We start from the raw sequence: 26,214 nt of genomic DNA, 5'->3' as shown, positions 1-26,214 counted from the left end.
ATGCGCACGTGGCAGGTCGAGCGCCGCAAACGCACGCGGCACCTCATCGAACTAGATGGCCTCGTCGTCAAGGCCGGCACCGTCGACCTGACCAACGACGATCACGCCATCATTCTCGGTGCGCTGCTCTGGATGGCTGAGAAGCTCAAAAGCGATCAACACGAACAGGCGCGGGCACTTTGGGCGGCAAAGGGGAAACAGGCGTTCGAGGCAGTCCCGGCGACGCACAAGGTGACAGATCGAACTGGTCCAGCAGCTCTTCGTTGATGCAAGACAATGGCATGTCAGCCAAGCGACGACGGATGGTCGCGAGCAGGAACCGGATGACAATTTCCGAGACTATCTCGGGGACAGAATCGATGGTGCTAGAACAGATACGAAAGTCGTCTTTCGAAAGCACTAGGGAGGCACAAAGCGTCGGTCTGCTTCCCACCAGCCACACTTGCTGCGATCGAGCGGCCGGAACGCCTGGTCTGGCGGGATGGTGGCGACGAGCTGGTAGTGTGCGGGAGGTTCTGCAATAGCTGAGAGGCTGAAGCGGTCATGGTAAGTCCGGTGGTTGCAAAGATCACTGCTCATAGAGGAGCAAGGACCACCATGACCCTGACAAAGATTAGGACGGATGTCTCTGCCGTCAAACAGCTTTTGGCGTCGGACAAGGAGTTCCTGAACCTCCTCCGAATGAGGGGACACCTGTAGTAGGCTCCCCCAATAAGTAGCCGCGACGCCAATCGAACCATCTTGTATGGGTGCGCTGGATCGGTACCAAAAGGTTATTCCCACGCACAAGGCATAACTTCCAGCATGCTTGATGGCGCAAACAAAATGGATATGTCCATATTTCTAGATCTGGGATAACCTTATCGTACGGGATGCTTGGCGATTGCCCTTTCGGAATCAAAATCTGCCGCGTGCCGATACGGTTGCAGTGATTCCGCTCTGGCAAGGGCCTGTTTTCGCATTTTGCCTTTTCTGAATATTCGACACGCTGGTTTATCTTCAAGTCTACGACGAAAGAATGCTCCTATTGATTGTTATGCGTCATTGATTCCACGCCGGGGGAACGAAAGTGGCCTGGAGTAGAGTGCTTCGTTTTGATGATCCATTTTCTTATTCGGCAGCCGTCCAGACGATAAATGTAGAGATTCTGCCCACCTCGCGAGGCGCCTTCCATGGCGAGCTGACGCAAGTTCGAATGGATAGGCTGTGGATGCAGCGCTTTCGGTTAAATCTGCCGCAAGTATCCGCCGGCGCACTGAGTTCGGACCGCAAGGTCTTCTCGTTCTTGTCCGACTCATCCTCTGGCAAGGTCCGGCACTGCGGCCTGGATGTTTCATCTGGAGATATTCTTGTTACCGGCTTTGATGCTTATCACGTGCGATCGGAGGCCGACCTTCGATTGGCGTCGCTGTCTTTGCCGGCCGACGAGTTTCCGGTCGCCTGCAAGGCGATTGTCGGTCACGAGATTTCGGAGGCGCAGAATCGATGTCTCGTTCGTCCGAGCCCAGCGCTGATGTCTCGATTGTCGCAGCTTCACAAGGCGATCGGACAGCTCGCTCACGACACGCCCGATATTCTTGAGTTGCCGGAAGTCGCTCGGGCGCTAGAGCAACACACAATTCACCTGTTGGTCAGATGCCTTGCGGAAGGCGTTTCCCGGAAAGGCAGCAAGGGTTTCTATCGCCATGACGCAATCATTGCGCAATTCGAAGAATTCCTGGCGGCTCATCCGGACCAGCCTCTGTACATTACCGAGATTTGTGGGGCCCTCGGAGTTTCTGAACGAACGCTTCGTGCCTGTTGCGAAGAACGCCTTGGGATGGGGCCAATCCGCTATCTTACCTTGCGGCGCATGCACCTCGTGCGTCGTGCGCTTCTGCGAGGGGATCCCTCTAGCGAAACCGTTACCACTATCGTTACCGATCACGGCTTTTGGGAGCTCGGACGCTTCTCAGTCGCTTATCGATCCTTGTTCGGCGAGACACCTTCCCAAACCCTGCGGCGTCCCGCCCGGTACTCGTCACTGCCGTTCATTGAAGCCGCAGAAGCGACATTGATTGGTCGAAGTTCGTGATCTCTTGGTGATGAGAGCGCATCGTGGCCTCCTGAATAAACAATCAAAATGATGCGGCTTCCGCTGCGCCATGCTGAGCCGTGTTCGCTCATAGCCATCGTGACCTCGCTGGCAAATGGATGGGCGAAAGCAGAAGGGCCGCTGCATTGGATTTTGCGGGAGTCGATCTGTGCGGCTATGCGAAATCGGCAAGAGCAGCAAGTAGTTGCATCCGGAAATTGTGATATGAAAGGCACAGTCTCTTCCTAAACGTGCAGAAGTCAGGATAGCGCGGATCACGTGTAAGCGCGCTGTGATAGTATCTCCTCAGTTCCGGTCCCTCGCACGCCGGATCGTGCTTCGGTTGTAAGTGGACCGTGGAAGAGAGGGAGATTGGACATGGAGGGCAGGAAATCGATATCGACGGCCGGCTTTGTCTGCCGGTTGGGTGCGGTAGCAATTGCGAGCCTGGTTGTGCTCCCCGATCAGCTAGCGCGCGCCGATGAAGGGGGCATCAGCTTCTGGATACCTGGGTTCTTCGGCTCCCTCGCGGCCGTTCCCTCGAGGGAGGCGGGATGGCAGCTCACCACGATATATTATCACACCTCAGTTTCCGCTGGCGCTGAAGTGGCGCGGGCACGCCAGATCACGCTTGGTCGCATTCCCGCGAACCTGACGGCGACCGTCGACGCCAACGTCAAGGCAAATGTGAATCTTGGCATTGTGGCCGGGACTTACGTCTTTGCCACACCGGTGCTGGGTGGTCAGGCCTCTGCCACTATGTTAGGAATCTATGGCTCAAACTCGACCTCGCTCGCGGGATCGATCACGGGAGCATTGACGACGCCGGGAGGCACATTTCCCTTCTCGCGCTTCGATACGATCGATAGCTCGATCACGGCATTTGGCGACCTGATCCCGCAGTTCGCGCTGCGCTGGAATGCCGGTGTTCACAACTACATGGCTTACATCACGGGGGACATCCCGGTCGGTGCCTACCAGTCGACTCGCCTTGCGAATCTGGGACTTGGGCACTGGGCAATCGACGCTGGCGGCGGCTACACCTATTTCAACCCACAGACAGGGCATGAATTTTCGGCGGTGCTCGGATTCACGTACAACTTCATAAACCCTGCTACTCAATACCAGAGCGGCGTCGACATGCACCTCGACTGGGGCGCCTCGCAATTCCTGACCAAGCAGTGGCAGGTCGGCCTCGTGGGTTACCTCTATCAAGAGATCGGCTGCGATAGTGGCTCGGGCAATCGCGTCGGCTGCTTCCAGTCGCGGGTAGCCGGCATCGGACCGCAGGTCGGCTACATTTTCCCGGTCGGAGACATGCAGGGCTATCTGAACCTGAAGGGCTACGGCGAATTCGCCAACGAAAACCGGCCAGCGGGCTGGAACGTCTGGCTGACGTTCAATCTTCAGCCGACCGCGGCAACGCCGGCAGCGCCCTCAAGGCCGAGGTTCACGAAATAGGATAGCTGGCAGATTCCGCCGGGTTATGGGGCTGCGGAACCGCTGCTGGTTGAGGCTGTGGCGGATGGACCACGTTGCAGGCAGCCGTTGACGGTCTATCGCTTCAACCGTGCACGGAGATCGTCGGTAAGCCGAGTCAATTCACGGTCATTCGGGGCGAGGCGAGAGAGCCGCTCCGCGTATTCGAGGGCGACACCAATGTTCCCGGAATCGCGGTTGAACGTGATGAGGGCAGATAGCGTATCATGATCGTTCGGATGCTGGGTCAGGTTCGCCTTCAACACGTCAATCGATTCGCCGATGCGTCCCGACGTATGCAGCGCCACGGCGTAGACGTAGGCGTAGCGCGACCGGTCAGGTTCAAGCTCGCTTGCTGTTCGGAACTCGGTGAGCGCATCGTTCGGCCGTTTCTGCCGGGTCAAAGTGAGCCCGAGCGCATAGTGCAGGCCAGCGTCCTGTCGTGAAGACGCGATCGCGGTTCTCAGGACGCTCTCCCCGTCGCCATCGCGGCCCAGCTGCCGATACAGGTCCGCCAGATTGATCGCGGCAGGCGCGTATTGAGGACTGAGCCGCAGCGCTGCCCTGTACTCGCTCTCTGCCTCGGCAGTCAGCCTGCGCCGCACATAGAAGTTTCCGAGGGTCGAGCGGGCTTCGGGCCGGTCCGCGTTGAGGCGTTGCGCCGCAATGAACTCGGCGGCCGCGCGCTCAAATGCTGCGCGGTCAGACGCAGGCTGGTTCGCGGGGGGTACGGCGGCCAACACCGAGACTGCCCTGATACGCGCGCCGCGGCTTGGATCGGAAAGAAGCGGCGAGACAATTGGCCAGATACGTTCGTCCGGAAGGCCATCGAGCATGTCAAGCGCTGCGATCCGCACCATTGGATCGGGATCGGCCAGTCCCTTGCGGGCGAGCTCAATATTCGCGGGCGACACCTGCGAATGAAGTTCGCTGAGAGCGCTCGCGCGCGCGATTGCTGGTGCTGTTGGGCTGGCCGCAACCGCAGCCAGCAATGCGGCCGCATCGGTCCCGTTGGTCCAGGAAGCCTTGAAGGCCTCGGCGTAGTTAGGGAAACCTTTCCGAACTGGCCCGTGCCATTGCTCGATCGCGTCAGCCGCCCATTGTGCTGATTTGTCGGCGTGACAATTGTTGCAGGCGTTCGGCGTGCCAAGCTTCACGGAGATGTCCGGCCTTGGAATTCGAAGGCTGTGGTCGTGCCGCTTGTCCACCACCATGTAGGTGCTGACGGGCATGTGGCACGACGCGCAGGTCACCGCGGGCGTGACACCTTCGTGGCGCGTGTGCGAGGCCACTTTGTATTTGTCGGAGGCATGGCATTGCAGGCAAACGCCATCGCCTTCCGCCCGTAGCTTTGCGGCATGTGGTTCATGGCAATCGCTGCAGGTGACGCCGGCCGCGAACATCTTGCTCTGCTTGAAGGCGCCATAATTGTAGACCTCGTCGTGCATCTGCCCATCCGCATGATACAGGCCGCGAGCGAGGAGGGAGATGGCGTGCGTGTCGGACAAGGGTTGCCCAGGCACCCAGTCCTCGGAAAACGCGCCACGTCGGGCATGGCACAGCCCGCAAGTCTCGACTTCCCTGCGCGTCACCGCGGGAACGACGCTGCGTTGCGGATTGCCGGTCCTGGGATCGGGTTGCCACGTTACGCCGTCCCGCTCGTTCAGGAAGACGGCGAGCCCCTTGCGCGGGTCTTCGTCTCTTCCAAACCAGCTCCGCTGGCTCTGCGCCCAATTGACGTGGCGGGAGCCTTTGCCATGACACGCCTCGCAGCCTACGCTGATTTCCGCCCATGTCGTTTGGAAACGATCATTGGTCGCGTCGTAATTCTTCCGCACGCCGGTTGAATGACACTCCGCGCACATGAAGTTCCAATTCTGATTGAGCTTGGTCCAGTGCAACACGTCGTCGTGCTTGATCTCCTCGTTGGGATAGAGATGAAACCAGCGTTGACCGCCCTGATCCTTCGGTCGGCTGTCCCAGGAAATCGACAGCGCCTGCAGGCGGCCATCCGGGAATTCGATCAGATATTGTTGGAGCGGGTCAATGCCGAAGGTGTATTTGACCTCGAAGGTCGCAAGCTTGCCGTCGAGGCCGTCGGTTTCGACGAAGAACTTGTTGTTCTTTTTGAAGAAGCGCGAATGGACGCCGAAATAGTCGAAACTGGTGTCATCGAAATTGCCGAGCACGGTGGCGGCCGTAGCGTGCTGCATGGCGTGCTTATGTTGAGACTGTTTCCACAATGCAGTTTCGGCTTGGTGACAACCAGCGCAAGCTTCGCTGCCGACAAAGGTGGCAGGGGCCGTGCCGTTGCTGCGAAGAGCCGTCGGCAAGATGAATCCGTGCCCCGCGACGAGCACGATGGTCAGGCCACCTGCGAGGACCGCGACTGTCGCCAACATGGCCACGCGCGTCGCCGACTTCCACGAACGGCGAGATAGGCTGGGGATGCCCTCGCGCCGGCTATCTGTCGGGATTTCGACCGGGCTCGATGTAGGCGGGCGCTTGGAAAGCCTATCGCTCCCGCCGGCTCTGATGTCTTTGCGCGCCACGAATTGCTATCCGCTGTATGGCTGAGGGGGAATGCTTAGGATCATCATGTCTGAGTGCCTGTTCTGAAACGGCATGCTCCTGGTTTGTAACGTTGGACCCAGGCGATAAGTTGGGTCGAGTCGCCCTGGGTAGGCTATGCAGTTTCGGCAAAGAGCCGCATCTCAGCCGTCCTTTCAGCGCATCGACTTCACCTTCGTTCGAAGCGGATCGCGAAAGTTCCAACCCGTTTGCTAATGGCCAGTTCGGCGTCGGTAATTTCGCACTGGCCGAATCTGCATAGCGCGCGGCTCTCTCTCGGCGCAGGCTCGCTACTCAGGCCGATCGGAGGAATAGCTGAACTTGTTGTGAGGATTAGGTGAGCGAAGGAGAATGCGCACGGAATTTCGCGACGAGTGAGCGCGCGGCGGGACGATTGCTTCTTCGTCTGGCGTGGCTCAGCTGGTTCAGTGCGGGCATTCTCGCTTGCCTCGCCTTGCTATTGGCTGCACCCGCCGATGCGCTTGATCGGGTGTCCTTGCAGCTCAAATGGAAGCATCAATTTCAATTCGCAGGCTACTACGCCGCCCTCGAGAAGGGGTTTTATCGCGAGCTCGGCCTCGACGTCGAACTTCGCGAAGGCGGTCCAACGGTAGATGCCGGCGCAGAAGTCGCGGCCGGCAAGGCAGATTTCGGCGTTTGCACGACGAGCATTCTGGTGAACCCGGCCGAGCGCGCGAACAACGTCGTTCTCGGCGTGATCTTTCAGCACTCCGCGGCCGTCATTCTGGTACCGCACCGCGCCGGCATCCGCACCATTTCCGAACTGAAGGGTCACCGCCTGATGGATGTTCCCGGCGAAGGCGCCATTGCTGCCATGCTCAAACGCGATGGCGTCGATTACGCTCGTCTGCCGCGTGTCGACCACGATGGCAATCCGCGCGATCTGCTTAGCGGCAAGGCGGACGCGATGGTCGCCTACAGCACGAACGAGCCTTACCTTTTCGAAGAGTACGGTACGCCGTATCGGCTCTTCACGCCGCGCGCCTATGGTCTCGACTTTTATGGCGATAACCTGTGCACCTCGAAACAGCAGGTGGCGGAGCATCCCGAGCGTGTGGAGGCATTTCGCGCCGCGAGCCTCAAGGGCTGGGAATATGCACTCGACCACAAGGACGAGATCGTCGACCTGATCCAGCGCAAATATTCGACGCAGAAAAGTCAGAGAGCCCTGCTGTTCGAAGCGACGCGAACCGAGCCGCTGATCCGGCCGCATCTAAGGCCGATCGGCGACCAGAGCAGCGAGCGCTGGACCCGTATCGCCAGCGCTTATGTTGAGCTCGGCATGTTGAGCGAGGCGAAGCTGCCCGACGGATTGATCTACGCGGCCGACGGAGGCGGATTGCGGACGCGGCTGCAAGCGCCGCTTTTGTGGGCATTGCTCGCGGCAGCTCTGGCGTCCGCGCTGGGCTGGGCCCTGTACCGAAACGTCCGCCCGCTCGGATCGATGCGCCTGAGCACGGTGATGTCGGGATTGTTCGTCCTCCTCAGCATTCCCGTGCTGATCTTCATCCTCGCATACAACTACAGACAGAACGCGGCCGCAATCAGCACGACGCTGGAGGATGTTGTGGCAAAAACCAAGCACGCCAGCATCGAGAATGCGGGGAACCTGATTAATCCGGTCGCTGCCACGCTCCCGTTGCTTGCGGCGGTTGCCGCAGAGGATCCGGAGGCGTTTAGAAGGGAAGAGAGCCGGGATCTGCTCTACCAGGCGCTCACCTCGGCGCCGCAGATCGATGCGGTCTATGTCAGCTTCGAAGACGGCTACCATCGGGTCGTGACCCGGATCGACGACGACCGCAGACGCTCCGATCCGAAAATTCCGTCCTCCGCCAATTGGCATTCCAGCTATATCGACAGGTTCTCCGGCTCCTCCCGACGAATCCGGCATCGCACGTTCTTCGATACCTGGCCTCATGTGATCGAGAAATACGACGTTGAGACAATCACGGATATCAGGACCATCCGGGGATACCAGGCAGCGAAGGACGTGCGCACCTTCATCGTCGAGGAACCCTGGATCAATCCGGATACTGGTTTTCCGGTAATTCCTGTCAGATTTCCGATCATCAAGGACGGCGTGTTCATCGGCTGCGCCTCAGCCCACATCACGCTGGACGTATTGTCGCGCTTTCTCACTAGTTACCGCGCGAGCCCGCGCAGCACGACGATCATCGCCAGTGCGATCAATGGAACGATTGTCGCTTACCCCGACCTGAAGAAGAGCGTGCAGTTAGAGAACGGCCGCCTGACACTTACCAGGCTCGACACCATTGCCGACGATAATGTGCGCGAGGCCCGTCGCCTGCGAAGCGGGACCAAGAGCGATGACTTCTTCTTCCAGGCCCCGCAGAGCGGAGAGGAAATCAGCGCGTCCTTCACCCGCTTTCCTGTCAGCTTCGGACAGCCGTGGGAGATCGTCAACCTGACTCCGACCGACGACTTTGTCGGCACGCTGAAGCGAACGAACCGCCAGATGATCATTCTGATCACCGCCCTGACCGGGATCGAGTTGCTGCTGATCTTTGTCTTCGCGCGGCGGCTGTCGCGACCGATTGAAAACGTGTCGCGGGAGCTGCGGTCGGTCGAGGACCTGACGTTCGCGCACGCCGCACCTCCGTCATCGAATATCCTGGAGATCAAGGAGCTGCAAACGGCGCTGTCGCTGTTCGAGACGTCGCTGCGCTCGTTCTCCTCTTTCGTGCCGCTGGATGTGGTTCGCGAACTGATCAAGACCGGAACGCCGCTGACCCTCGGCGTCGAGCCGCGCTACATGACGGTGCTGTTTGGCGATCTGCGGGACTTTTCCAGCCTCGCGGAGCGGATGGCGCCGAATGACCTCCTCGCTCAATTGTCGGTCTATTTTGAGGTCGTCTCGCAAGCGATCACCGAGGAATCCGGTACGGTCGACAAATTCATCGGCGACGGCATCATGGCGTTCTGGGGCGCGCCGGCCCATCGCGACGACCACGTGCTGCGCGCCTGTTGCGGAGCGTTGCGGGCCGCCCGGCGGCTGCAACAGCTCAATGCGGCTGGAGCGCGGAAGGGCGCCCGCCGCTGCACCTGCGCATCGGCCTGCATTGCGCGAATGTGCTGGTCGGCAATGTCGGCTCAAGCGCGCGGCTGAGCTACACGGTGATGGGCGACGGGGTTAACGTCGCCGCGCGGCTAGAGGGTATCAACAAGAACTTCGGCACCACGATCTGCATCAGCAGCAACGTCGCCGCGGCTGCCGGGTCCGATATCGTTGCAAGACCTATTAGGAGAGTTCAGGTCAAGGGCCGCCAACACGAGTTCATGATTTATGAGTTGCTTGGGATCAGGGACAGCAGCGATCCCGAACTGGCCGCGGCCGCCGGGATCGAACGGTTGTGCCAGATGACCCGAACGGCTTCGGATCATTTCGAGCGCGGGGACTTCGATCACGCCGCCCAGCGTTATGAGGAAATATTGCGGGTGTTTCCGCAGGACCCGGTGGCCAAATCATTGCTGGCGATGTGCTCCGCGATGACGCGGGCCTGAGCCTTGCCGAAACTGCATAGCCCCTCCAACCATTAGGCGGGAGGATCGAATTTCGTCGGCGATCGCACGATGGAGCATGGCATGCTCATCATCCTTTGTGTCTATCTCATAGCCCTCTGGGTTATATTTCGGAAGTTCAAGCTGGTGCGTTGGGGATGGGCATCCGGTTCAATCGCAATATCGATTGGCATTCTCATCCTTGCGACGTTCCTCGCTCTTTTCAATTATCTCACGCCGTCGGGCAGATTGACCGTCACCGGACGGGTGGTGGAGGTGACGCCGAATGTGTCAGGTCAAATCATAGCCCTTCCGGTCAAAAGCAATGTGCTGGTGCAAGCGGGTGACGTCTTGTTTCAGATCGACCCGGCGCCGTTCAAGTATAAGGTTTCGCAACTGGAGGCATCCCTGGCGGCTGCGCGCCAGCAGGTCGATATCTTGAAGCAGAATTATCTCCAGGCAACCGCGAACGTGACCGGCTTGACCGCGCAAGTCGCCTTCAACGCGAAGCGGCTGGCTGACATCGAGCAGCTGGTAGCTGACGACGCCAACACTCAATTCCAAGCGCAGGACAGAAAGAATGCATATGAAACGGCCTTGGCGCATCTCAACGCGGCCAAAGCAGCGCAAACGAGTGCCAAGCTTGCGATGGATTCGGAGATCAGCGGCGTAAACACGACCGTCGCGCAGACACAGGCTCAGCTCGAAAATGCCAACTGGGAATTATCACAGACCACAGTACGTGCGCCGGCCGACGGGTACGTGACGCTGGTAACGCTATCGGTCGGCGATCGGGCCTTGCAGGCTCAGAGCGCAATGTCGTTTATCGTCGAAACGGAGATCACATTGGTTGCGCTGTTTTCCCAGAACGGCTTCCAGACCATCAAGGATGGTGCAGCGGTCGATATCGTGTTCGACAATATTCCGGGGCGTGTTTACCACGCGCGGGTCATCGCGATTCCAAAAGGTATCGGGCAGGGACAGGTCGCCGTGTCCGGAACGCTTGCCAAGACCAGCGCCATCGGCGGCGCGACAACCTTCCCGGCAGTGATCTCGATTCCTGATGACTTGAGCCGTGACTCGCTTCAGCTTGGAATGTCGGGCAGCGCCACTGCGTTTTCACCCAATGCCGGCGTGATTGGAGTCTTGGCATCCATCCTTGTTTGGGTCAGCTCCTATACGGCTTACCTGTAGCAGGGACAGTCACATCGGTCATTTGCGCCAGGCTGGTAGGCGACGCAGAGGACGGCCGTGCTTTTCGGGAAAGCTCAGCGGACCGTCGCATTCATGGTGATCACCGAGGTCCCAACTGGGCCGCCGATGTTCCTTCCTGTCGCCTCAATTGCAAACGCGTCTGTGCCGGTGAAGCCCGGATTGGGCGTGTAGGTGTAGGTGGACACGTTCACCATGTTCAAGCTCCCATTCGACGGCGCTTTTGAGACGGTGGAGCTCAGGATTTCACCTTGTATGTTGAGCGAGAAGAGGCAGGCGCTGCCGGGGGAAGCATCGAAATAACCTGTTCCAGGAAATCCCCAAGTGGATGCGCTTCCGATCACGGGGCACTGCGTCTGTGCCCGTGCCTGCGCTGTGACGAAGAAAGCGATCAATGTCAGGCTTGTGGCGAAGCCGCGGGCGATCTTGTTAATGCCAGTGCCCCTCGCCAACTGGGCGATCGTTTCCCTTTGCGGAACGAACGTCGCCAACAAGCTCCTTACGACTAGCGCTAAGCAGGGTTCGCGCCGCATTGTGCCCCTCATGTTGGGAACGAACGGGTCTGGATGGACAGCGCTTTGGCGCCAGTCTTGAAGCGCCTTCCTTCCCAATTTAGTTGAAACGCGATGCGGCGACTATGCAAGTTCGGCCAATCGAAAGCGTAACTCTCATGGCATCCCTGGTTTCCTCAGCGTTGCGCAGAGATCTTCGCATTAAATTAGCAGGAGCGATACATCGCCTGCAGCGGCTTGCCTCGGAGGAAGATTGTTCGCGGAGTCAACCCGCCGCGACGCGCGATCCAGCGCCGCACCTGCGCGGGATACATCGCAAAGAGCATCCGGGTTGCTTCACGGTTCGTGATGGCGCGTCCGTGGACGCCGAATTCCCAGGCGGCGTGGAAGGCGAGGTTGGCGTTTGAAGTTACGCATAATCTGTCGCGCGGGATCGCTGCAAGCACGATGGTGCAGGCCGAGGCGCAAAGGCCGTCGATCATCACCATTTGGCCAGAAGAATCCAGTTCGTCGTAGGTGTCCAGGTAGCTCTGAATCAGTCCGCCTTGGTCATTTGCAATCCGAACCACTGCGTGGCTCGCCCCTATACCTGCCAGCGAGAGCGCTGCCGCGAGCATTCCACTCAAAAGATTCATGTTGCGCCCCTTGGTGAATATGATGCGTCAGCGCTCCTTTGATTTTTTCACCACCAGTAGCCGTAAGATTGATAGCAGCCGTTCACCCAGGCGTAGCCGTTCCAGAACAGACCCTGGCTGTAGCCCGGAGTACGGATAGCCGTAGCCCCAAGGGCCAGCCGCGGCGATACCGGCAGCGACGCCAGCCGCAACCGGCCAGCCCCATCCCCATCCGCCCCAGCCACCGCGCCAGGCGGGCCGCCATCCAGCCCAGCCTCCGCCCCAGCCCGGGCGCCAGCCACCACGCCATGCACCGCCCCAGCCGGGGCGGGCTACCAGACCGCCTCCGCGAAAGCCGCCGATCGCTACGGCGCGGCCTCCCGTCCCGCGAAACCGCCGCCCCTAAATCCGCCGCCGAAACCTCCTCCCGCAAAGCCGCCACCACGGAATCCGCCGCCGCCGAAGCCTGGTCTTGCTGCGGCAGGATCGGGAGTCAGCGCCAGTATTGATGCGGCGATCGCAACACCACTTAAGATTGCGAATCCCCTGTTGCGCATTGCATGCCTCCTGTTCATTCGAACCTCCAAAATCGGACTCGGACCTGGCTCCGCCGAACATGGCGCGCAAGGGTGTATCCTAACAACTTCACCGATTATCACTGCAAACTGGGTCGCAGTGCCGGGTCAGCAGTGGACCGGTCCTGATCGGTGGACGCTTGGTCGAGTGTTCAAGCTCGGCTCCCCACTCAGTGAATGCGTCGACCGCCGGCTACGGCAAGATTGGTCGAATGCCCTAGGATGCGCTATGCAGCTTCGGCAAGTCGCGTTTATTTCTGCTGGAGTACGTTGCAGCGTGGTCAATCTGCGCAGCCCGACCTCGGCCGCCTTTGACTCAAATCATGCGACTGGCCGAATCATAGTCGTAGGGTTCCTCGAAAACATCCCAGCGGAGGGAGTGCTACTGCTCGAACGGGAATATTCGCTTCCAGTCGTTCTTCATGCTGATCACCGTCCAACCGTCCTTCTTCGCCTCGTCGTAGAGCGCGGGGGAAAAAGTGCCGACCTTGCTGTCCGGCAGGCCTTGCGCCGGGCCGTAGGCGTATTCGCGGGCGGCATCGTCATGCAGCACCAGCATCTTGAGCCGCGCGCCGGCACTGGCACCGGTCCACTCCAGCATCTCGCGATCGCCATTCGAGTTGCCGAACGCAGCATACGGCCGGCGGCCGATCATGAGGTGAATCCCTTCCGGCTTGCCCGCCTTGTCGTCATTCAAGATGAGCTTCGGCTCCTTGGTGAGGAACGGCTTGCCGTCCTTGCCGTAGCCGTATGTCGTTCCGCCCGCGGTGCCAACCACCTGCTCGGGCGGGATGCCATAGACTCGCTCGGCGTAGACGCGCACGAAGTCCTGACCTCCACCGGTCACGATATAGGTCTTGTAGCCGTTGTCGCGCAGGTATCGCAGCACTTCGAGCATCGGCTGATAGACGAGTTCGGTGTATGGACGTTTCCAACGCGGATGCCGGGCGGCTTCGATCCACTTCTTCGCTTCGCTGTTGAACTCCTCCACTGACATGCCGGTCAGCGTCGCGGCGAGAACTTCCTCCAAATCCCGCATCGAAAGCCTGGCCATCGCCTCCCGATCGCCCGAGAGCACGGTCTTGAACGGCTCGACGTTCTTGAGTTCCGGCTTTTTTTCGACCACCGCCGGGACACGCTCAAGACAGTAGATCACTTGCGTGTACATGGGATGCTCGACCCAGAGCGTACCATCCTGGTCAAAGACGGCGATGCGTTCCTCTGTTGGCACGTGGTTCGGGCTCGCGCTATCGGTTGTGGTACGCACGAAGTCGCGGATCGCCTGCTTTGCCGCCCCGTCGTTCCATGAAGGTAATGGGGCCCCGGGGGACGTCTGCGCCGATGCGGAGACCGTCAGGAGCGGCCCGGATAACGCTGGCAACAGCGTGAGCGTCGAAAGCAGAACGCGACGGGTGGTGATGTAGTGCAGGAGAGATTCCATAGTCGCCTCCTATTTGCTCGACGGCGGATTCCTCAGCTTCTCCGTGGCTGACCAGCGGGCTCCATTGGGCCACTGATCCAATAGAGCCCGCATCACCCGCGTTGCCTCAGTAGCAGGGCGGGTAGGGGTAGTAGCCGCAGTAGGGATAGCCACTTGCCGCCGTTGCCGCCGCCGCACCCAGCGCAGCTCCACCGAGCGCCGCGGCGCCGTAGGCGTATGGAGCCCCGCGATACCAGGCGCCGCGAGCGACGTAGGGACGATGCCAGACGCCAACCGCGCCGACGCGGTCGACACCGACGCGACCGACGCCGACAGTCCCCACACGGTCGAAGCCGCCGCGGAAGCCGCCAGCGTGGAAGCCACCGAAGCCGCCAGCGTGGAAGCCGCCGAAGCCGAAGCGGTCGATGAAGAGCGCCGCCGGCCCGTCACTGCCGGCCAGGTCACCCTCGAGCACGTCCACGTCGAAGGTCAGCCGGTCGCCCTCGAGCTTCGCGGTCTTCAGCACCACGACCGCATCACGGATTTTAGATCCGTCCGTGCTGAGCACCGAGACGGTGGCGTTCGGCGGATCCTTGGTAAAGCTCTCAGCGCTGTCATTGGTCGGCGACCATTCCGCCAGCAGGTCGCTCGTGAGCGAATGCCCTGCCGCCCGCACCGGGCGATCCGCGAAAACGATCGAGTTGGGCCCAATGCCGGTAAGTGTCAGCTTGCCGCCCTGCAGGCTGGCGCCGCGGGCGTTCATTACGATCAACGACGGCACGATCTCCGGGCCGGCTTGGCCGATTGTCTTCTGCAGCGGCATGTGCTGCGGCGTCGAAGGCGTGGTCTGGGCCAGCGCCGGCGCTGCCCCGCAGAGCAGGAGGGCGATGATCATGCAGCCAGTTCGATTCTTGGCCATGAGCAACTCCTTGGCTTTGATTGACGGTCTCTCGAAGGGATTGCACGGGAAGCGCATTCATCGCTTCACCTGCCGTGTGCGGACGCCCCATTGGGACGTCCGCTTGGTCATCTCACGCTCGCTTCACGCAGCTAGTCGCTGCGACCAGCCGTCTTCATATTCTTAACCTGCTGCATGACCTGTTCCAGGTTGTAGCTGGCCGGGTCCTGCAGCGCCGGGAATTTGATGTAACTCTCGAGGTGCATCAGCCACAGTTGCTGCCCGATAGGCAGCAAGTTCCAGTCATAGACATAGGCGGTGGACGGAGAAGCAATCGCCCCGCCCATACCGAACAGCGTCTTCTGCTGCGAGCCAACGGAGGTCTCGAAGGGATCGCGCTTGATGTTGACGACCTGGGTCCAGGAGTAGGGCTGCACTCCGGAAACGAAGCCCGCTGGGTTGTCGGACACCATCGCGAAGTACATCTTCCAGTTCTTGTAGCGGACGGCCGACGGCGTTGTGCTGGACCAATACAGGAAATGGTCGCGCGCCGACTTCTCTGACTTGCCGCTCAGATAGTCGATCTGGTTCACGCCATCGAGCGTGGTCTTGACGATGCCGGGATACTGACCGGCCTCGATCCGTTGCTTCAGTCCGTTGCCTTTGGGTCCGCCGGCGATCTCGACGAGAGTCGGGACCCAGTCGAGGGCGGCAAACATTTCGTTCTTGACCGTGCCGGGCTTGATGACGCCCGGCCAGCGGATCACCATCGGAGAGCGCAAACCGCCCTCCCAGGTGCTCAGCTTGCCGCCCTTGAACGGCGTGACGCCACCGTCCGGGAAGGTGATGGTCTCGGCGCCGTTGTCGGTGGTGAACACGACGATCGTGTTGTTGAGTTGGCCCATGTCTTCGAGCTTCTTCAGCACCACGCCGATGTTGTCATCCATCTGCTTCATGCCGGCTTCGTTGACGCCCCAGTCCTTGCCGCCGGGCTCGCCGATCATGGCCTCATACTTCGGCGGCAGCACGGTCGTGACGTGCATGCGCGCCGGATTGTACCAGACGAAGAACGGCTTGTTGGTCTTCTTCGGGTCGTTGCGATCGAGGTAGTCGACGACCTTTGCCGAGATTTCCTCGTCGATACCCTTCGACCGCTCAAGGGTCAGCGGGCCCTCGCTCCTGCACGTTTGTTTAGCGCCACTGCCATCGACTGACGTGCACGCGAGCATCGGACGCGGTGGCGTCAGGCAGACCGTGGTCTTGGGATCCACCGCGCCGGGAGCCTCGGGCACTCCGGGGATCGGCGTGTTCTTGCATGGTGGCGCGACGGTCTGCTGGGTCGGGGTCTTGTTGATGTCGGGAAAGCTCACCCCCTGCATCGCATCGAGGTGATAGAGGTAGCCCCAGAATTCCTGAAAACCATGCGCGGTCGGCAGCGATTCGGTGTGGTCGCCGAGATGGTTCTTGCCGAACTCGCCAGTGTTGTAGCCGAGATCGAGCAGGAACTTGGCAAGGTGCGGCGTGCCGGTCCGCAGATAGGACGGGCTGCCGGGAATTTCCGGCAAGGTCATGCCCACGCGGACCGGCTGCATGCCCGTGATGAAGGCGGTACGCCCGGCCGTGCAGCTCTGCTCGGCGTAATAGTGCGTGAACATCGCGCCTTCGTTGCCGATGCGATCGATGTTGGGCGTCTCGCCGACCATCAGGCCGCGATGGTAGATGCTCGGCTGCATATAGCCGATGTCGTCGCCCATGATGAAGAGGATGTTGGGTTTCTGTCCCTGCTGGGCGGAGGCAGGAATGCTGGCCATTGTCGTTGCGGTACACAGCACGACAAGAGCGCCCCAGATTGGTCTGAACTTGCGCATGGTTGCTTCCCTTGATGTCGGCTGCCGAAGGTCGGGCCGCAGCCTTCGCCCAACTCCACCCACCAACCGACTTCGCTGCCGATCCACGCAGGAGCGCATTTCAGCAATCGGTCGGACGCCTCGCAGACGGGAAGTTGGCCGAAACGCCCCGGATGCGCTATGCGCTTTCGGCAGGTTTAGGTTTACGGATCGCGTTGGCATGCCGAGCACGGCGAGCTGGGGCGCGCCCGGCGGCTGGCCTAGTTCTTGTTTCGCTTCTTGCTCGCGCCCCTCAAGGCCGGCGTTGGTGAAAATGTCGCCGGGTCTGTCATCTGCATGCAGGTCAACAGATCGACATAGCTGCCCATTCCGGCAATGGTCGCTTCCTGCGCGCAGCGGTTGCGAATGGAAGCGGAATAGTTCGACCAGATGGCAGTGACCTGCTCTCGCGCGGTATTCTCGTCGCGCAGGCAACTCTCGACAGATTGTGAAAGATCGAGATTCATAGCCTTGTCCGTGGCCGCCGTTTCTTTGCAGGTCTGTTCGACGTTGATGACCGGCACACGATCTGCGACGGGTACCGCCAATGGACTTCCAAGCTGGGCGACAATTGCGAATGAGAAGAACGTGATGCTCATGAGGGGCTCCTTCCGGGTGCCTCAAGCTGCGACGATGGCCTCGAAAATTCGAAGCTGCGCTGGAAGGTGGTATCGCCGTGGGTTGCGGGCGCTCTCACGAGAGCGCCCGCTTGTTGAAATATAGGGCCGGGTTCCTCACTGACCTGGGCGATTCTTGATCATCTCCTCGACCTTCTTCTTCACCGATTCGAGATTGAAGGACGCCGGATCCTGCATCGGTGGATACTCGACTGCAGTCAGTGCCAACTGCCCGACAAACTGCTGGACCTGGACGAAGCGCCAGAACTCGCGGGCGAAGAAGTCGTTGGTGTAACCGGGGGCGCTAGTGTTCCACGACTCCCCGCGAAGATTGGGCGTGCGCTCGAACGGATCCTGGCGAATGTTGACCATGGAGGGCATGTCCGTGGTGGTCTTTTCGCCGGGCCAGCCCCAGGGCTGCGCAAAGAACGTGAACTTGAAGTTATCAACGCGAACCGCACCCAGCGACGCTCCGCCGAAGTAAAAGATCTCGCGCCGCTTGGACGGGCCCTTGCCGGTGAGCAAATCCATCTGGTTGTATCCATCGAGATGGTTCTTGTAGCTGCGATCGCCAAGCTTGACGCCCTTCAGCAGTTGATCGGTGATGTTGGGGTTGCCCGCGGCGGCCGTCAAAGTTGGGAACCAATCGAGGCCCGAGAAGATTCCGTTCTCGACGGTGCCTGGCTTGACCCGACCCGGCCAGCGGATGATGCACGGCACGCGGAAGCCGCCTTCGCCCACGGTACCCTTGGTGTTCTTGAACGGCGTCATACCGCCGTCCGGCCACGTGAATACCTCCGCGCCATTGTCCGTCGTGAAGATCACGATGGTATTGTTGGTCTCGCCGATGTCGTCGAGCTTCTTGAGCAGGGCGCCGACGCTGTCGTCCAACTGTGCCATCCCGGCTTCTTCAAGACCATAGTTGGTCTCGGAGTTCTGCATCGCGCTGTACTTTTTCGACAGGAAGGTCCAGACGTGCATGCGCGTCGTGTTGTGCCAGACGAAGAACGGCTTTCCCTCGCGCTTGGCCTTGTCCATGAAGTCGCCTGACGCCTTGACCAGCACCTCGTCGAAGGTCGTCATGTCGTACTTTGCCTTCAGGAATGGCAAGTCGTGCATGTTCTGCACGTTCGACATGTCCGAGAACGGCGGCAGGGGGCCTTCGTCGATGATCCTCTGCTTGCCGATTTTGCCCCAGCGCGGCATCTCGGTCTGATCGTCGGTATCGGTCGCATAGCTGCGGATCAGGCTGCGCGGCCCGTACTTGTTGTAATAGTCCTGGTTGACGGGGAACGAGTACCAGTACGGATCGGACATCGCGTCGAGGTGATACAGATATCCGAAGAACTCGTCGAAGCCGTGCAGGGTCGGGAGATATTTGTTCAGGTCACCGAGATGGTTTTTGCCAAACTGACCAGTGGCGTAGCCCTGCGCCTTGAGGGCCGTGGCGAGCGTCGCTGCCTGGGCCGGGATTCCCACGTCTGCGCCTGCTTGGCCCACTGTCGTCAGCCCCGTTCGGATCGGCAACTCGCCGGTTATGAAGTTCGCGCGACCCGCCGTGCAGCTTGCTTCGGCGTAGTAGTCGGTGAACATCATGCCTTCGGACGCCAGCTTGTCCAGGTTCGGCGTCTTCCCCGACATCATGCCACGATGGTACGCGCCGATGTTGAACCAGCCAACATCGTCACCCATGATCACAAGGATGTTGGGTGGTCGTTGCTGCTGCGCGGACGCCGGAGCGTTCACAATGACTGCAGCGGCGAACAGCGCAAACACACCGAGGCAGACGCTCCCGAGAGCGCCCCGGATGATTCTGAACAGACTCATCATGATTATCCTTCCCTTGGTGTCGGCTGCCAAATCCTGGGCGGCGGCCTTCGCCCTTCCACCCCACTGGCGGTCCTTGCCTTTGCCGATCCACGCAGGATCACGTTTCGGGCAACCGGCCGGACGCCTTGCGAACAGTAAATTTCGCCGAACGGCGCGTGAGGCGCTATGCGACTTCGGCAGATGGCGCGCGGTTGCGGCATAGCGTGGCTGAAGGCGATTCACCGAAGGTGGTGCGGTAAGTTACGGCAAAGCGCCCAAGCTCCAGGAACCGATGGTTTCGGGCGACCTCCGCGACCGTGGCTATCGACGGATCGGCACGTCGCAGCGCCGAACGAGCCTTGTTCAATCGTCGCAATAGGAGATATCGCGCGGGGCTTACGCCGAGGAATTTGGCGCAACACATCCTCAAGCTACGCTCCGGCACGCCGATTTCTGCACAAAGTGCAGGTATTTTGAGTTTTTGATTAATGCGTTTGCTTAAGGTTTCTTCAAAACGACCCATGACGATGGTGCGGTGGTGTCTTGTCTTGGGGTTAGCGTCGGTCTCGCAGGCGGCTAGGCAATTGATGATCGCGTGAAGTAATTCCTGCTCCAGCGCTCTCGCTACCTCGGGGCGATCGATCAATTTCCGTTTGGCCTCCGCAAGATGGCAAGCTTCTCTAAACAGACGCCGAAACCTTGATAGATCCGCGCGGGCGGGGCGGGCTATTCTGCTTGCGTACAGCGGTGCAATGTCTCGTCCGGTCAATGCCTTGCTGCAACTCTCAAATTGCTCGGGCGACAGGGATATCAAACCCCACTGGCAGGCAGCGTCGGATCGTTGATGTGTGCTCTCGCCACGACCGTGCAAAACCATGTCGCCGTTCCGCACTGCAAATCCATCGGATACAAGGGACGTCGTACCGAGCGGAAACGACAAAAGAATCTGTCCGACGGGCAGCGAGATATAGGCGATGCGCGGAAGGCTTTCGTAACACCGATACACTTCGAGATCGTTCAGTTGCAGCCGTGTCAGCCGTGCCTTGAAATCCCCCGCACCCGTTATCGTGAGATTGATACGTGCAGCGCCGAATCCGGCTACGTAACCATCAGGATTGTTAAAGGTACGTATACAAATCTCTGCCATGTGCCCCGTCCCGTCGGACCGGCGGACAGTTTCTTGACCCGTTGAAGTTTGGTCTCACCGAGGCAGGCAACGTTATGTGATCGACCGGCCTTCGACTATGCGAGTTCGGAACTTCGAAGTTGGTGGCGGCGCCGGACAAATATGCAATTCCGGCAAGCCGGCGGATCTCGACCGGGTGCTGCGATCACAGGTGCTGCGCAATGGAAAGACCGCCTATTGGCGGTCTTTCAGAATCGAAGATGGCCGAGTGGCTATGGCCGTATGCCCATTTTGCGGGCGCACTGGGTATAGGCAGCCGCTCCAGCGGCGTTCCTTTCGGTAGCAGCAGCCGGATCAGCAGAAGCGCCGCCAAAGGTCGCCTTGTCTGCTGCCGCATTGGCCTGCCTGAAGCATTCAGCGCGTGCGGACTTGGCATCCATCTTTTTTGCTGTTTGTGCCGGTAGCGAGGTTGCAAGGAATGGAACGAGTAGAGCGCCAACGAAGAGTGTTCGGATACTCAGCATGTTCGCCTCCTGAAGGACACTGGCCCAGCCGAGCCGGGACGAGCTGAGCGTTTCCCGGATAATTGTCAGCCTGGCCAAGGCAACGATAGACGGCGGAGCAAAGGCCGCTATGCAATAACGGCAAGGAGAACGAGATTGAGGGCCCGGACGGCCGAGGGAAGGGAAAACCCCAGGTCTCAGTTGGCGGCTTGCAGTTCATCCAAGACCTGGATTGGCACGGACACGACGTTGGGCATTCCCCACGCCGTCGAAATCCTTATCTCGCGGTGCCCCCACTGAAAACTCTGGGTGAACACGTTGCTGATGACCGCTGCGACGCGGCCGTTGCAATCGATCACGGGTGCTCCCGAAGCGCCGTGATCGACGACAAGTCGGTTCTCGCCTTCATACATCTCCAGGAGCGCCATGCCGGCAACCTTTCCGCCATCTCCGAACCGAACGAACCGTCCCTGCACGAGACGAAGGCTGCCCGTCGGATAGGCAAACGTCATGACTTGCTCTTCCGGCACGAGCGGATCCCGGCGGACTGCCACGCTCCGTGCATCGGAAACGGCATGTTGCAACTCGATGACGGCCAGCTTTTCCGCTTGCGATCCCGCCACGCGCTGGATACGCGCGGCGATGACCTGACTGTTGTCTCCATCCACGATCTCGAGCGGCTTCCAGTCGTGAGAGGACAGATTCATGCCGGCCGTGACATGCTCGGCGGTGACGATCGTCGTTGGCGACAGGAACCAGCCGGTGCCTCGAACGCCGACGTAGCCGCGATGTGAATCGCGCTCCGCATCATCAAAATGTCTGACGATGCTGACGGCCGAGTGCGCAAGCTGTATGGGATCGACGCAAGCTGCAGGGACGGCCTGTGTGTTTGCAAACAGAACGAAAAGAACAAGCACCCCACGACCAAAGCGTCCGCGCATGCCAAAGAAGCTCCTCTGCCCATCGCAGGGGAGGATGGACGCTGCGACTGGGCAATAGATCGGGTCAGGTTATCCGGAGGTTTTTCCCGGAGCTGGCGATTTTCGCGGGCGATGTCACGCTTTTGTCACAAGTGCTCGCGTCGCGCTCTGATCAATTAACTTTCGTGAAATCAAATGGTTCCATGGTCACTTGCCACTCATCAGGCATACGCTCAGTTCGCCGGCTATTGTCCCGACGGCGTGAGGAAAGACAGGGATGGGCAGAGATTCAAACAACCGGTCCCGCCTCTGGGGCTTGTCCAGTTTCTCGACCTGGCGGGGATGTTCGACGCGATGAGGCCCGGGATCACTCGCAGTGAGCTGGGCCGGTCGCTTGGCGGTCCAGCAGGCCCCTGTGCGTCTCGCTCAAGCGACTTGCAAGTCTTTGACGGCCAAGTCTGTGGCTGTGAGCGATGACGGGCGGTTGAGATGGACTTCCGGCTGCTCCGCGGGGTGCCGCAAGGTGCACGACGGCGACTCTCCGAACTGCATGCGGTAGGCAACCGAAAAGCGTCCGAGCTCCCAAAAGCCGTGGTTGGTAACAATCTGCGTGACCGTTGCCTTGGAGGGATCCGAGCGCAGGAGCGCCCGCCGCACGAGGTGCATTCGGCGCAGGTTGAGATACCGGATTGGCCCCATGCCGAGATGCTCTTCGCACGAGGCGCGAAGCGTTCGCTCGGCAACGCCGATCGTTGCGCAGATTTCGGTTAGATAGAGCGGCCGGTCGGGATTTGCCTCCAGGAATTCCTCAAACCGCGCGATGATGGTGTCGTGACGACGGCCGCCGGCGGTCGACTCTACAGCGTCGCCTTCAAGGCACCTCACCATGACGTGGATGAGTTCATTCTCCAGCGCCCGGTGCACCTGCGGCAGCTCCAGCACATCCGGCGTGTCATGGGCCAGTTGCACGACGCTTCTGTGCAGCTTTAGTAACCGGAGCATCGGCGCGGAGTCAGGACGAATGACTCGTTTGTACGGCGTTCTCGGCAACTCACGCCCGATTATTGCTTCAGCGGCAGCATCCAGATCATCCATCAAAAGAGACATCGTGCCATAGTGAAGGTTTGCGTCAGATCGTTGGTGTACGACGTCGGACCTGTTCACGACGATGTCGCCAGGCGAGACTTCCAGGCCACAATGCAGGAATGGCGAGGAATCAAGTTGAGTCAAAAAACCAATCGATCGGCGCCCGGGCTTGACCGCCAGAGTGTTGACCTGTGGCAGAGATACATGGAAACGCTGTATCCAAAGCCGCTTCGTGCCGATTTGGGTAATCTCGGTATGAAAATTTCCTTTTGCTGTGGGAAACAGCGCCAGATCAGCAAACGGAATGGCCGCCTGGCAGGCCGATGGATCAGAAATACTGACAACTCTACTCAACGCCATTTCTGTTCTCCCCCAGGACAGAAATTACTCTTGATCACACAATGCTGCGTCGCGAAGGCGAACGTCAGGAGACATCAGTTGCGGATCTCAAACGCAGATGGGGCAGCGCGAAGGGGGCGATCCAAAATCACAGTTGTACTTTGTTTTCGCCATTACCTCTGATCAACAAACAAATTGTTGACCGCGAGCTTTGACGTAGATCAATGTCTGGATGCAGATGGCAATATCGCACCGTAGGCTAGCACCTTCAATCCTGGGATGCCAGTGCTTGTCCGATTGACAGGTTCATCATCAAGCCTCCATCGGAGCTGCCTGATCCTGGCACAGAAGAAGTCCGGGAAACGGGGACCCCAAGCAAAGCTGGAGCAAGGATCGCTTGCTGCCTATGCAATTCCGGCAGGCTTCGCTGGCGGACGCACACCAGCAGGTCAGACTGAGGAGAACTATCTGCAGGCGACCGCGAATGTGGCGCAGGTCGCGTTCGGCGCTCTGAGCCATTTCACACGTGATGATCAAAATCGCTCAAGGCGATTCGCGCCTCATGCGCGAGATTGACCAGAGGGCAAGGACCCGAGAAGAGATTCAGCACCGCACTTTCGTGAACCAAGCCACCCGGCGGCTCGCCGAGTTTCGCTATGGTCAGTCAAAGCTACTGCACCTGAACTGTGGCTCGACCGTGAAAGGTGCGCGCAATCACGCTTGCTAAAAAAGTTCATCTGGAGCGCCGGTCGCCTAGAATCGACATAGGCCTGAACTGGCCTGACGTAATCCCGAGAATCAGATGCCTATCGTGACCTTCAGGAGGGCCTTCTCGAGGCGGCTCTTCAAGGCAGCGAGCCTGGCAGTGAAGTCGCTGAGTTCACGGTCGCTAAATTCGGCAAAGATGAAGTTGTTGAGTTCCTCCTGCTTCGAGGCCAAGCCAGCGATGTGCTTGTAGCTCTTATCGGTGAGGGACATCTGCACGACCCGGGCGTCCTCGTCCGACGTTTTTCGGCGCATGAAGCCCTTCTTTTCGAGCAGTTTTGACTGGGTCGTAACGAAGGAGGGGTCGACATGAAGCATCTTCGACACGATTTTCACCGGCACGCCCTCGCCCCGATCAAGATCGGCGAGCGCCATCAGAATCATCCATTGCGGGCCGCTGACTCCGAGGGCTTTCGCCCAGAAATAGCGAATTTCTTGGAGATGCATGCTGATGGCGGCGATCTCCCAGGCGAACTGCCGGGCGACGTCGTGATCCTTCCCACCGAGCGCATTTGGTCCGCCACGTTTGGCGCGGCTTGGCTGGTCAGGGCCATTGCGCGGTTCCTGTCCCATGGCTTGCCTTGGATCCAGTGAAGCAGCTCAATTAATCTACACCAAGAAAACTCACCGGTGCACTCTTATGCAACCAGCTTGAGAATTTCCCACCCGATCAATCAGCCCATGGCAGCGTGGGATCCGGCAAGGCCACTACGGTAGCGCTTGTCCCGTATCGCATGCGCTTACAGACCTCGCACGTTCTGAACGCGGGAAATTCACCAATGGCGTCAACGGGCGAACGTAGGGCGAAAGTTCAGAAGGCTCATTAATTTTACTCATGTATTCAGCGGATTTTGATTCCGCCATTCGGAGGTTCGATCCCTCCCGCCCCAGCCACGAGCCAACGCGCTAGGTTGGCTTCGCGGCTTCATCCCAACATATACCGCAGAAGCTACTCGGGCAGGTCTGTTACGCCCTTATCGTAGAATAGGGCATAACGGCGAACAGATCGGACAATCAGTCGAAATGATGCACGTGTGCGCAATTGGCGCCGTGCTGCAATTCGCCCAGCGGCTTGCCTCGGGAGTTCGAGTCGCTCCAGTTGCCAAGTCTGCGGCGTCGTGTTCCTCAAAATGAGTTGCGTACCTCAAATAACCTCTGCTAGCCTTCAGCCCATGAAGGAGCCGGACGGCAACAGCCCCCTCACGCTCAGGGACATCGCCCGCCAGGCTGGCGTCAGCCTCGCGACGGTCGATCGCGTCCTGCATAATCGCCCCGGCGTGCGGCCGGATACGATCCGCCGTGTCAAGGAGACGATCGCGCGCAACTCCTTCCAGCCGCATGTGGCCGGCGCCGAACTCGCCCGTGGCCGTTTCAGGCGCTTCGCCTTCGTGATGCCGTCGGGGCCGAACCTGTTCATGCAGCAGATCCAGTCCTATCTCGGCGAGATGTCGGGCTGGCTGTCGTCCCGCCGACTCGCGGTCGAGATGGTCGCGACCGACGTGTTCGATGCCTCCGTCCTCGCGAGCTCGCTGGAGGCTCTTGCCGGCGAGTATGACGGCGTCGCGGTTGTCGCGCTCGATCATCCGAGCGTGCGGGCCGCCATCAATGATCTCGTCGATGGTGGCGCCAAGGTGGTGACGCTGGTCTCTGATGTGCCTTCGTCGCGCCGTCATCATTATGTTGGCATCGACAATATCGCCGCCGGGCGCACCGCCGGCGCGCTGGTCGGCCGCCTCGTTGGTCCGCGATCCGGCAAGGTCGCGATCGTCGCCGGCTCGCAAGGCCTGCGCGACCATGCCGAGCGCATCTTCGGCTTCAATCAGGTGATGGCGTCGGAGTTTCCGGGGCTCAACGTACTGCCCGTGCTCGAAGGGCGCGACGAGGACGAGCGCTCGGAACAGCTCATGTCGCGGCTGCTCGGCAAACATCCCGACATCGTCGGCCTCTATAATGTCGGCGCCGGCACGCAAGGCGTTGCCAAGGCCCTGATCGATTCCGGTCGCGAGAAGCAGGTGGTGTTCGTCGGACACGACGTCACCGTGCTGACGCGCAAGCTCTTGTTGCAAGGCGTGATGGATGCGGCGATCTCGCAAAACCCGGGACATGAGGCCCGCGCCGCCGTGCGCGTGCTGCTCGCGCTCGCCCGTGGGGAGCCGATCCTGAGTGAACAGGAGAAGATCCGGATCGACATCGTGATGCGGGACAATCTGCCGTAGGCAGCAGAACTGATTGCAAGACGGCCGGATACGGGAAAGGCGGCAAAGATCG

Annotated in this window: 21 protein-coding genes; 7 read left to right on the top strand and 14 right to left on the bottom strand. The window is 59.9% G+C overall.

Going from position 1 to position 26,214, the window contains the following annotated elements:
• The 3 genes from LMTR3_RS32000 to LMTR3_RS31990 all read left to right on the top strand — a co-directional run bounded on the left by LMTR3_RS32000 (position 1) and on the right by LMTR3_RS31990 (position 3,535).
• Positions 1 to 267 (top strand): conjugal transfer protein TraD, encoded by a 267-nt coding sequence (locus tag LMTR3_RS32000; protein ID WP_065748928.1) that lies wholly within the window; start codon positions 1 to 3, stop codon positions 265 to 267.
• Between the two features lie 817 nt (positions 268 to 1,084).
• Positions 1,085 to 2,074, top strand: coding sequence for a helix-turn-helix domain-containing protein (locus LMTR3_RS31995; protein ID WP_141686901.1), 990 nt, complete (start codon positions 1,085 to 1,087; stop codon positions 2,072 to 2,074).
• A gap of 378 nt (positions 2,075 to 2,452) precedes the next feature.
• Positions 2,453 to 3,535, top strand: coding sequence for a SphA family protein (locus LMTR3_RS31990; protein ID WP_084029934.1), 1,083 nt, complete (start codon positions 2,453 to 2,455; stop codon positions 3,533 to 3,535).
• A 95-nt stretch (positions 3,536 to 3,630) separates the two neighbouring features.
• Here the strand turns inward: LMTR3_RS31990 and LMTR3_RS31985 are convergent, their stop codons facing one another.
• Positions 3,631 to 5,766 carry a tetratricopeptide repeat protein gene (locus LMTR3_RS31985; protein ID WP_065748926.1) on the bottom strand — a complete coding sequence of 712 codons (2,136 nt, stop codon included), beginning with the start codon at positions 5,764 to 5,766 and terminating at the stop codon, positions 3,631 to 3,633.
• A 695-nt stretch (positions 5,767 to 6,461) separates the two neighbouring features.
• Here LMTR3_RS31985 and LMTR3_RS31980 point away from each other — a divergent pair.
• From LMTR3_RS31980 to LMTR3_RS31970, 3 genes are all read left to right on the top strand, one after another.
• Positions 6,462 to 9,272, top strand: coding sequence for an ABC transporter substrate-binding protein (locus tag LMTR3_RS31980; RefSeq protein WP_084029932.1), 2,811 nt, complete (start codon positions 6,462 to 6,464; stop codon positions 9,270 to 9,272).
• Positions 9,236 to 9,667, top strand: coding sequence for an adenylate/guanylate cyclase domain-containing protein (locus tag LMTR3_RS39905; protein WP_176722032.1), 432 nt, complete (start codon positions 9,236 to 9,238; stop codon positions 9,665 to 9,667). The genes LMTR3_RS31980 and LMTR3_RS39905 overlap by 37 nt, the downstream gene beginning before the upstream one ends.
• An 81-nt stretch (positions 9,668 to 9,748) precedes the next feature.
• A complete protein-coding gene (locus LMTR3_RS31970; RefSeq protein WP_065749012.1) occupies positions 9,749 to 10,858 on the top strand; it encodes an HlyD family secretion protein in 1,110 nt (369 codons plus the stop codon).
• Positions 10,859 to 10,932: 74 nt separating this feature from the next.
• Here LMTR3_RS31970 and LMTR3_RS31965 read toward each other — a convergent pair whose 3' ends face one another.
• The 13 genes from LMTR3_RS31965 to LMTR3_RS31910 form a co-directional block, all read right to left on the bottom strand.
• Positions 10,933 to 11,367: an Ig-like domain-containing protein gene (locus tag LMTR3_RS31965; RefSeq protein WP_141686899.1), complete on the bottom strand. Its 435-nt coding sequence runs from the start codon at positions 11,365 to 11,367 to the stop codon at positions 10,933 to 10,935.
• Positions 11,368 to 11,594: 227 nt separating this feature from the next.
• Positions 11,595 to 12,023, bottom strand: coding sequence for a hypothetical protein (locus tag LMTR3_RS31960; protein WP_065748922.1), 429 nt, complete (start codon positions 12,021 to 12,023; stop codon positions 11,595 to 11,597).
• A gap of 344 nt (positions 12,024 to 12,367) precedes the next feature.
• Positions 12,368 to 12,559 carry a hypothetical protein gene (locus tag LMTR3_RS38770; protein WP_084029930.1) on the bottom strand — a complete coding sequence of 64 codons (192 nt, stop codon included), beginning with the start codon at positions 12,557 to 12,559 and terminating at the stop codon, positions 12,368 to 12,370.
• A gap of 400 nt (positions 12,560 to 12,959) precedes the next feature.
• Positions 12,960 to 14,018, bottom strand: a complete 1,059-nt coding sequence (locus tag LMTR3_RS31955) for an HAD family hydrolase (RefSeq protein ID WP_065748921.1) — start codon at positions 14,016 to 14,018, stop codon at positions 12,960 to 12,962.
• Positions 14,019 to 14,124: 106 nt separating this feature from the next.
• On the bottom strand, positions 14,125 to 14,916 hold the full coding sequence (locus LMTR3_RS31950; protein ID WP_065749011.1) for a hypothetical protein: 792 nt from the start codon (positions 14,914 to 14,916) through the stop codon (positions 14,125 to 14,127).
• Between the two features lie 131 nt (positions 14,917 to 15,047).
• Positions 15,048 to 16,706, bottom strand: coding sequence for an arylsulfatase (locus LMTR3_RS31945; protein ID WP_065749010.1), 1,659 nt, complete (start codon positions 16,704 to 16,706; stop codon positions 15,048 to 15,050).
• Between the two features lie 296 nt (positions 16,707 to 17,002).
• Complete coding sequence (locus LMTR3_RS31940; RefSeq protein ID WP_065748920.1) at positions 17,003 to 17,380, bottom strand: hypothetical protein; 378 nt, start codon at positions 17,378 to 17,380, stop codon at positions 17,003 to 17,005.
• A 135-nt stretch (positions 17,381 to 17,515) separates the two neighbouring features.
• Positions 17,516 to 19,225, bottom strand: coding sequence for an arylsulfatase (locus tag LMTR3_RS31935; protein ID WP_084029945.1), 1,710 nt, complete (start codon positions 19,223 to 19,225; stop codon positions 17,516 to 17,518).
• 166 nt (positions 19,226 to 19,391) lie between these two features.
• Positions 19,392 to 20,354 (bottom strand): AraC family transcriptional regulator, encoded by a 963-nt coding sequence (locus LMTR3_RS36970; protein WP_084029928.1) that lies wholly within the window; start codon positions 20,352 to 20,354, stop codon positions 19,392 to 19,394.
• Between the two features lie 251 nt (positions 20,355 to 20,605).
• On the bottom strand, positions 20,606 to 20,857 hold the full coding sequence (locus tag LMTR3_RS31930) for a hypothetical protein (RefSeq protein WP_141686898.1): 252 nt from the start codon (positions 20,855 to 20,857) through the stop codon (positions 20,606 to 20,608).
• Between the two features lie 176 nt (positions 20,858 to 21,033).
• A complete protein-coding gene (locus LMTR3_RS31925) occupies positions 21,034 to 21,777 on the bottom strand; it encodes a S1 family peptidase (RefSeq protein ID WP_065748918.1) in 744 nt (247 codons plus the stop codon).
• Positions 21,778 to 22,182: 405 nt separating this feature from the next.
• A complete protein-coding gene (locus LMTR3_RS31920) occupies positions 22,183 to 23,202 on the bottom strand; it encodes an AraC family transcriptional regulator (protein ID WP_065748917.1) in 1,020 nt (339 codons plus the stop codon).
• 777 nt (positions 23,203 to 23,979) lie between these two features.
• On the bottom strand, positions 23,980 to 24,519 hold the full coding sequence (locus tag LMTR3_RS31910; RefSeq protein ID WP_084029927.1) for a MarR family winged helix-turn-helix transcriptional regulator: 540 nt from the start codon (positions 24,517 to 24,519) through the stop codon (positions 23,980 to 23,982).
• Between the two features lie 599 nt (positions 24,520 to 25,118).
• On the opposite strand from LMTR3_RS31910, the gene LMTR3_RS31905 reads away from it, so the two are divergent.
• Positions 25,119 to 26,162, top strand: coding sequence for a LacI family DNA-binding transcriptional regulator (locus LMTR3_RS31905; protein WP_065748914.1), 1,044 nt, complete (start codon positions 25,119 to 25,121; stop codon positions 26,160 to 26,162).
• The last annotated feature ends 52 nt before the right edge of the window (positions 26,163 to 26,214 follow it).

Source organism: Bradyrhizobium sp. LMTR 3 (genome assembly GCF_001693485.1).
Classification (GTDB): Bacteria; Pseudomonadota; Alphaproteobacteria; order Rhizobiales; family Xanthobacteraceae; genus Bradyrhizobium.
The sequence above is the reverse complement of the archived record's forward strand: the minus strand, read 5'-3'. Positions and strand labels throughout refer to the sequence as shown.

Bases quoted from the DNA above. Each gene is read 5' to 3' on its own strand.
- LMTR3_RS32000 (WP_065748928.1), top strand. From the start codon at position 1: ATGCGCACGTGGCAGGTCGAGCGCCGCAAACGCACGCGGCACCTCATC.
- LMTR3_RS31990 (WP_084029934.1), top strand. From the start codon at position 2,453: ATGGAGGGCAGGAAATCGATATCGACGGCCGGCTTTGTCTGCCGGTTG.
- LMTR3_RS31985 (WP_065748926.1), bottom strand. From the start codon at position 5,766: ATGCAGCACGCTACGGCCGCCACCGTGCTCGGCAATTTCGATGACACC.
- LMTR3_RS31970 (WP_065749012.1), top strand. From the start codon at position 9,749: ATGCTCATCATCCTTTGTGTCTATCTCATAGCCCTCTGGGTTATATTT.
- LMTR3_RS31960 (WP_065748922.1), bottom strand. From the start codon at position 12,023: ATGAATCTTTTGAGTGGAATGCTCGCGGCAGCGCTCTCGCTGGCAGGT.
- LMTR3_RS38770 (WP_084029930.1), bottom strand. From the start codon at position 12,559: ATGCGCAACAGGGGATTCGCAATCTTAAGTGGTGTTGCGATCGCCGCA.
- LMTR3_RS31955 (WP_065748921.1), bottom strand. From the start codon at position 14,018: ATGGAATCTCTCCTGCACTACATCACCACCCGTCGCGTTCTGCTTTCG.
- LMTR3_RS31950 (WP_065749011.1), bottom strand. From the start codon at position 14,916: ATGGCCAAGAATCGAACTGGCTGCATGATCATCGCCCTCCTGCTCTGC.
- LMTR3_RS31945 (WP_065749010.1), bottom strand. From the start codon at position 16,706: ATGGCCAGCATTCCTGCCTCCGCCCAGCAGGGACAGAAACCCAACATC.
- LMTR3_RS31940 (WP_065748920.1), bottom strand. From the start codon at position 17,380: ATGAGCATCACGTTCTTCTCATTCGCAATTGTCGCCCAGCTTGGAAGT.
- LMTR3_RS31935 (WP_084029945.1), bottom strand. From the start codon at position 19,225: ATGAGTCTGTTCAGAATCATCCGGGGCGCTCTCGGGAGCGTCTGCCTC.
- LMTR3_RS36970 (WP_084029928.1), bottom strand. From the start codon at position 20,354: ATGGCAGAGATTTGTATACGTACCTTTAACAATCCTGATGGTTACGTA.
- LMTR3_RS31930 (WP_141686898.1), bottom strand. From the start codon at position 20,857: ATGCTGAGTATCCGAACACTCTTCGTTGGCGCTCTACTCGTTCCATTC.
- LMTR3_RS31925 (WP_065748918.1), bottom strand. From the start codon at position 21,777: ATGCGCGGACGCTTTGGTCGTGGGGTGCTTGTTCTTTTCGTTCTGTTT.
- LMTR3_RS31920 (WP_065748917.1), bottom strand. From the start codon at position 23,202: ATGGCGTTGAGTAGAGTTGTCAGTATTTCTGATCCATCGGCCTGCCAG.
- LMTR3_RS31910 (WP_084029927.1), bottom strand. From the start codon at position 24,519: ATGGGACAGGAACCGCGCAATGGCCCTGACCAGCCAAGCCGCGCCAAA.
- LMTR3_RS31905 (WP_065748914.1), top strand. From the start codon at position 25,119: ATGAAGGAGCCGGACGGCAACAGCCCCCTCACGCTCAGGGACATCGCC.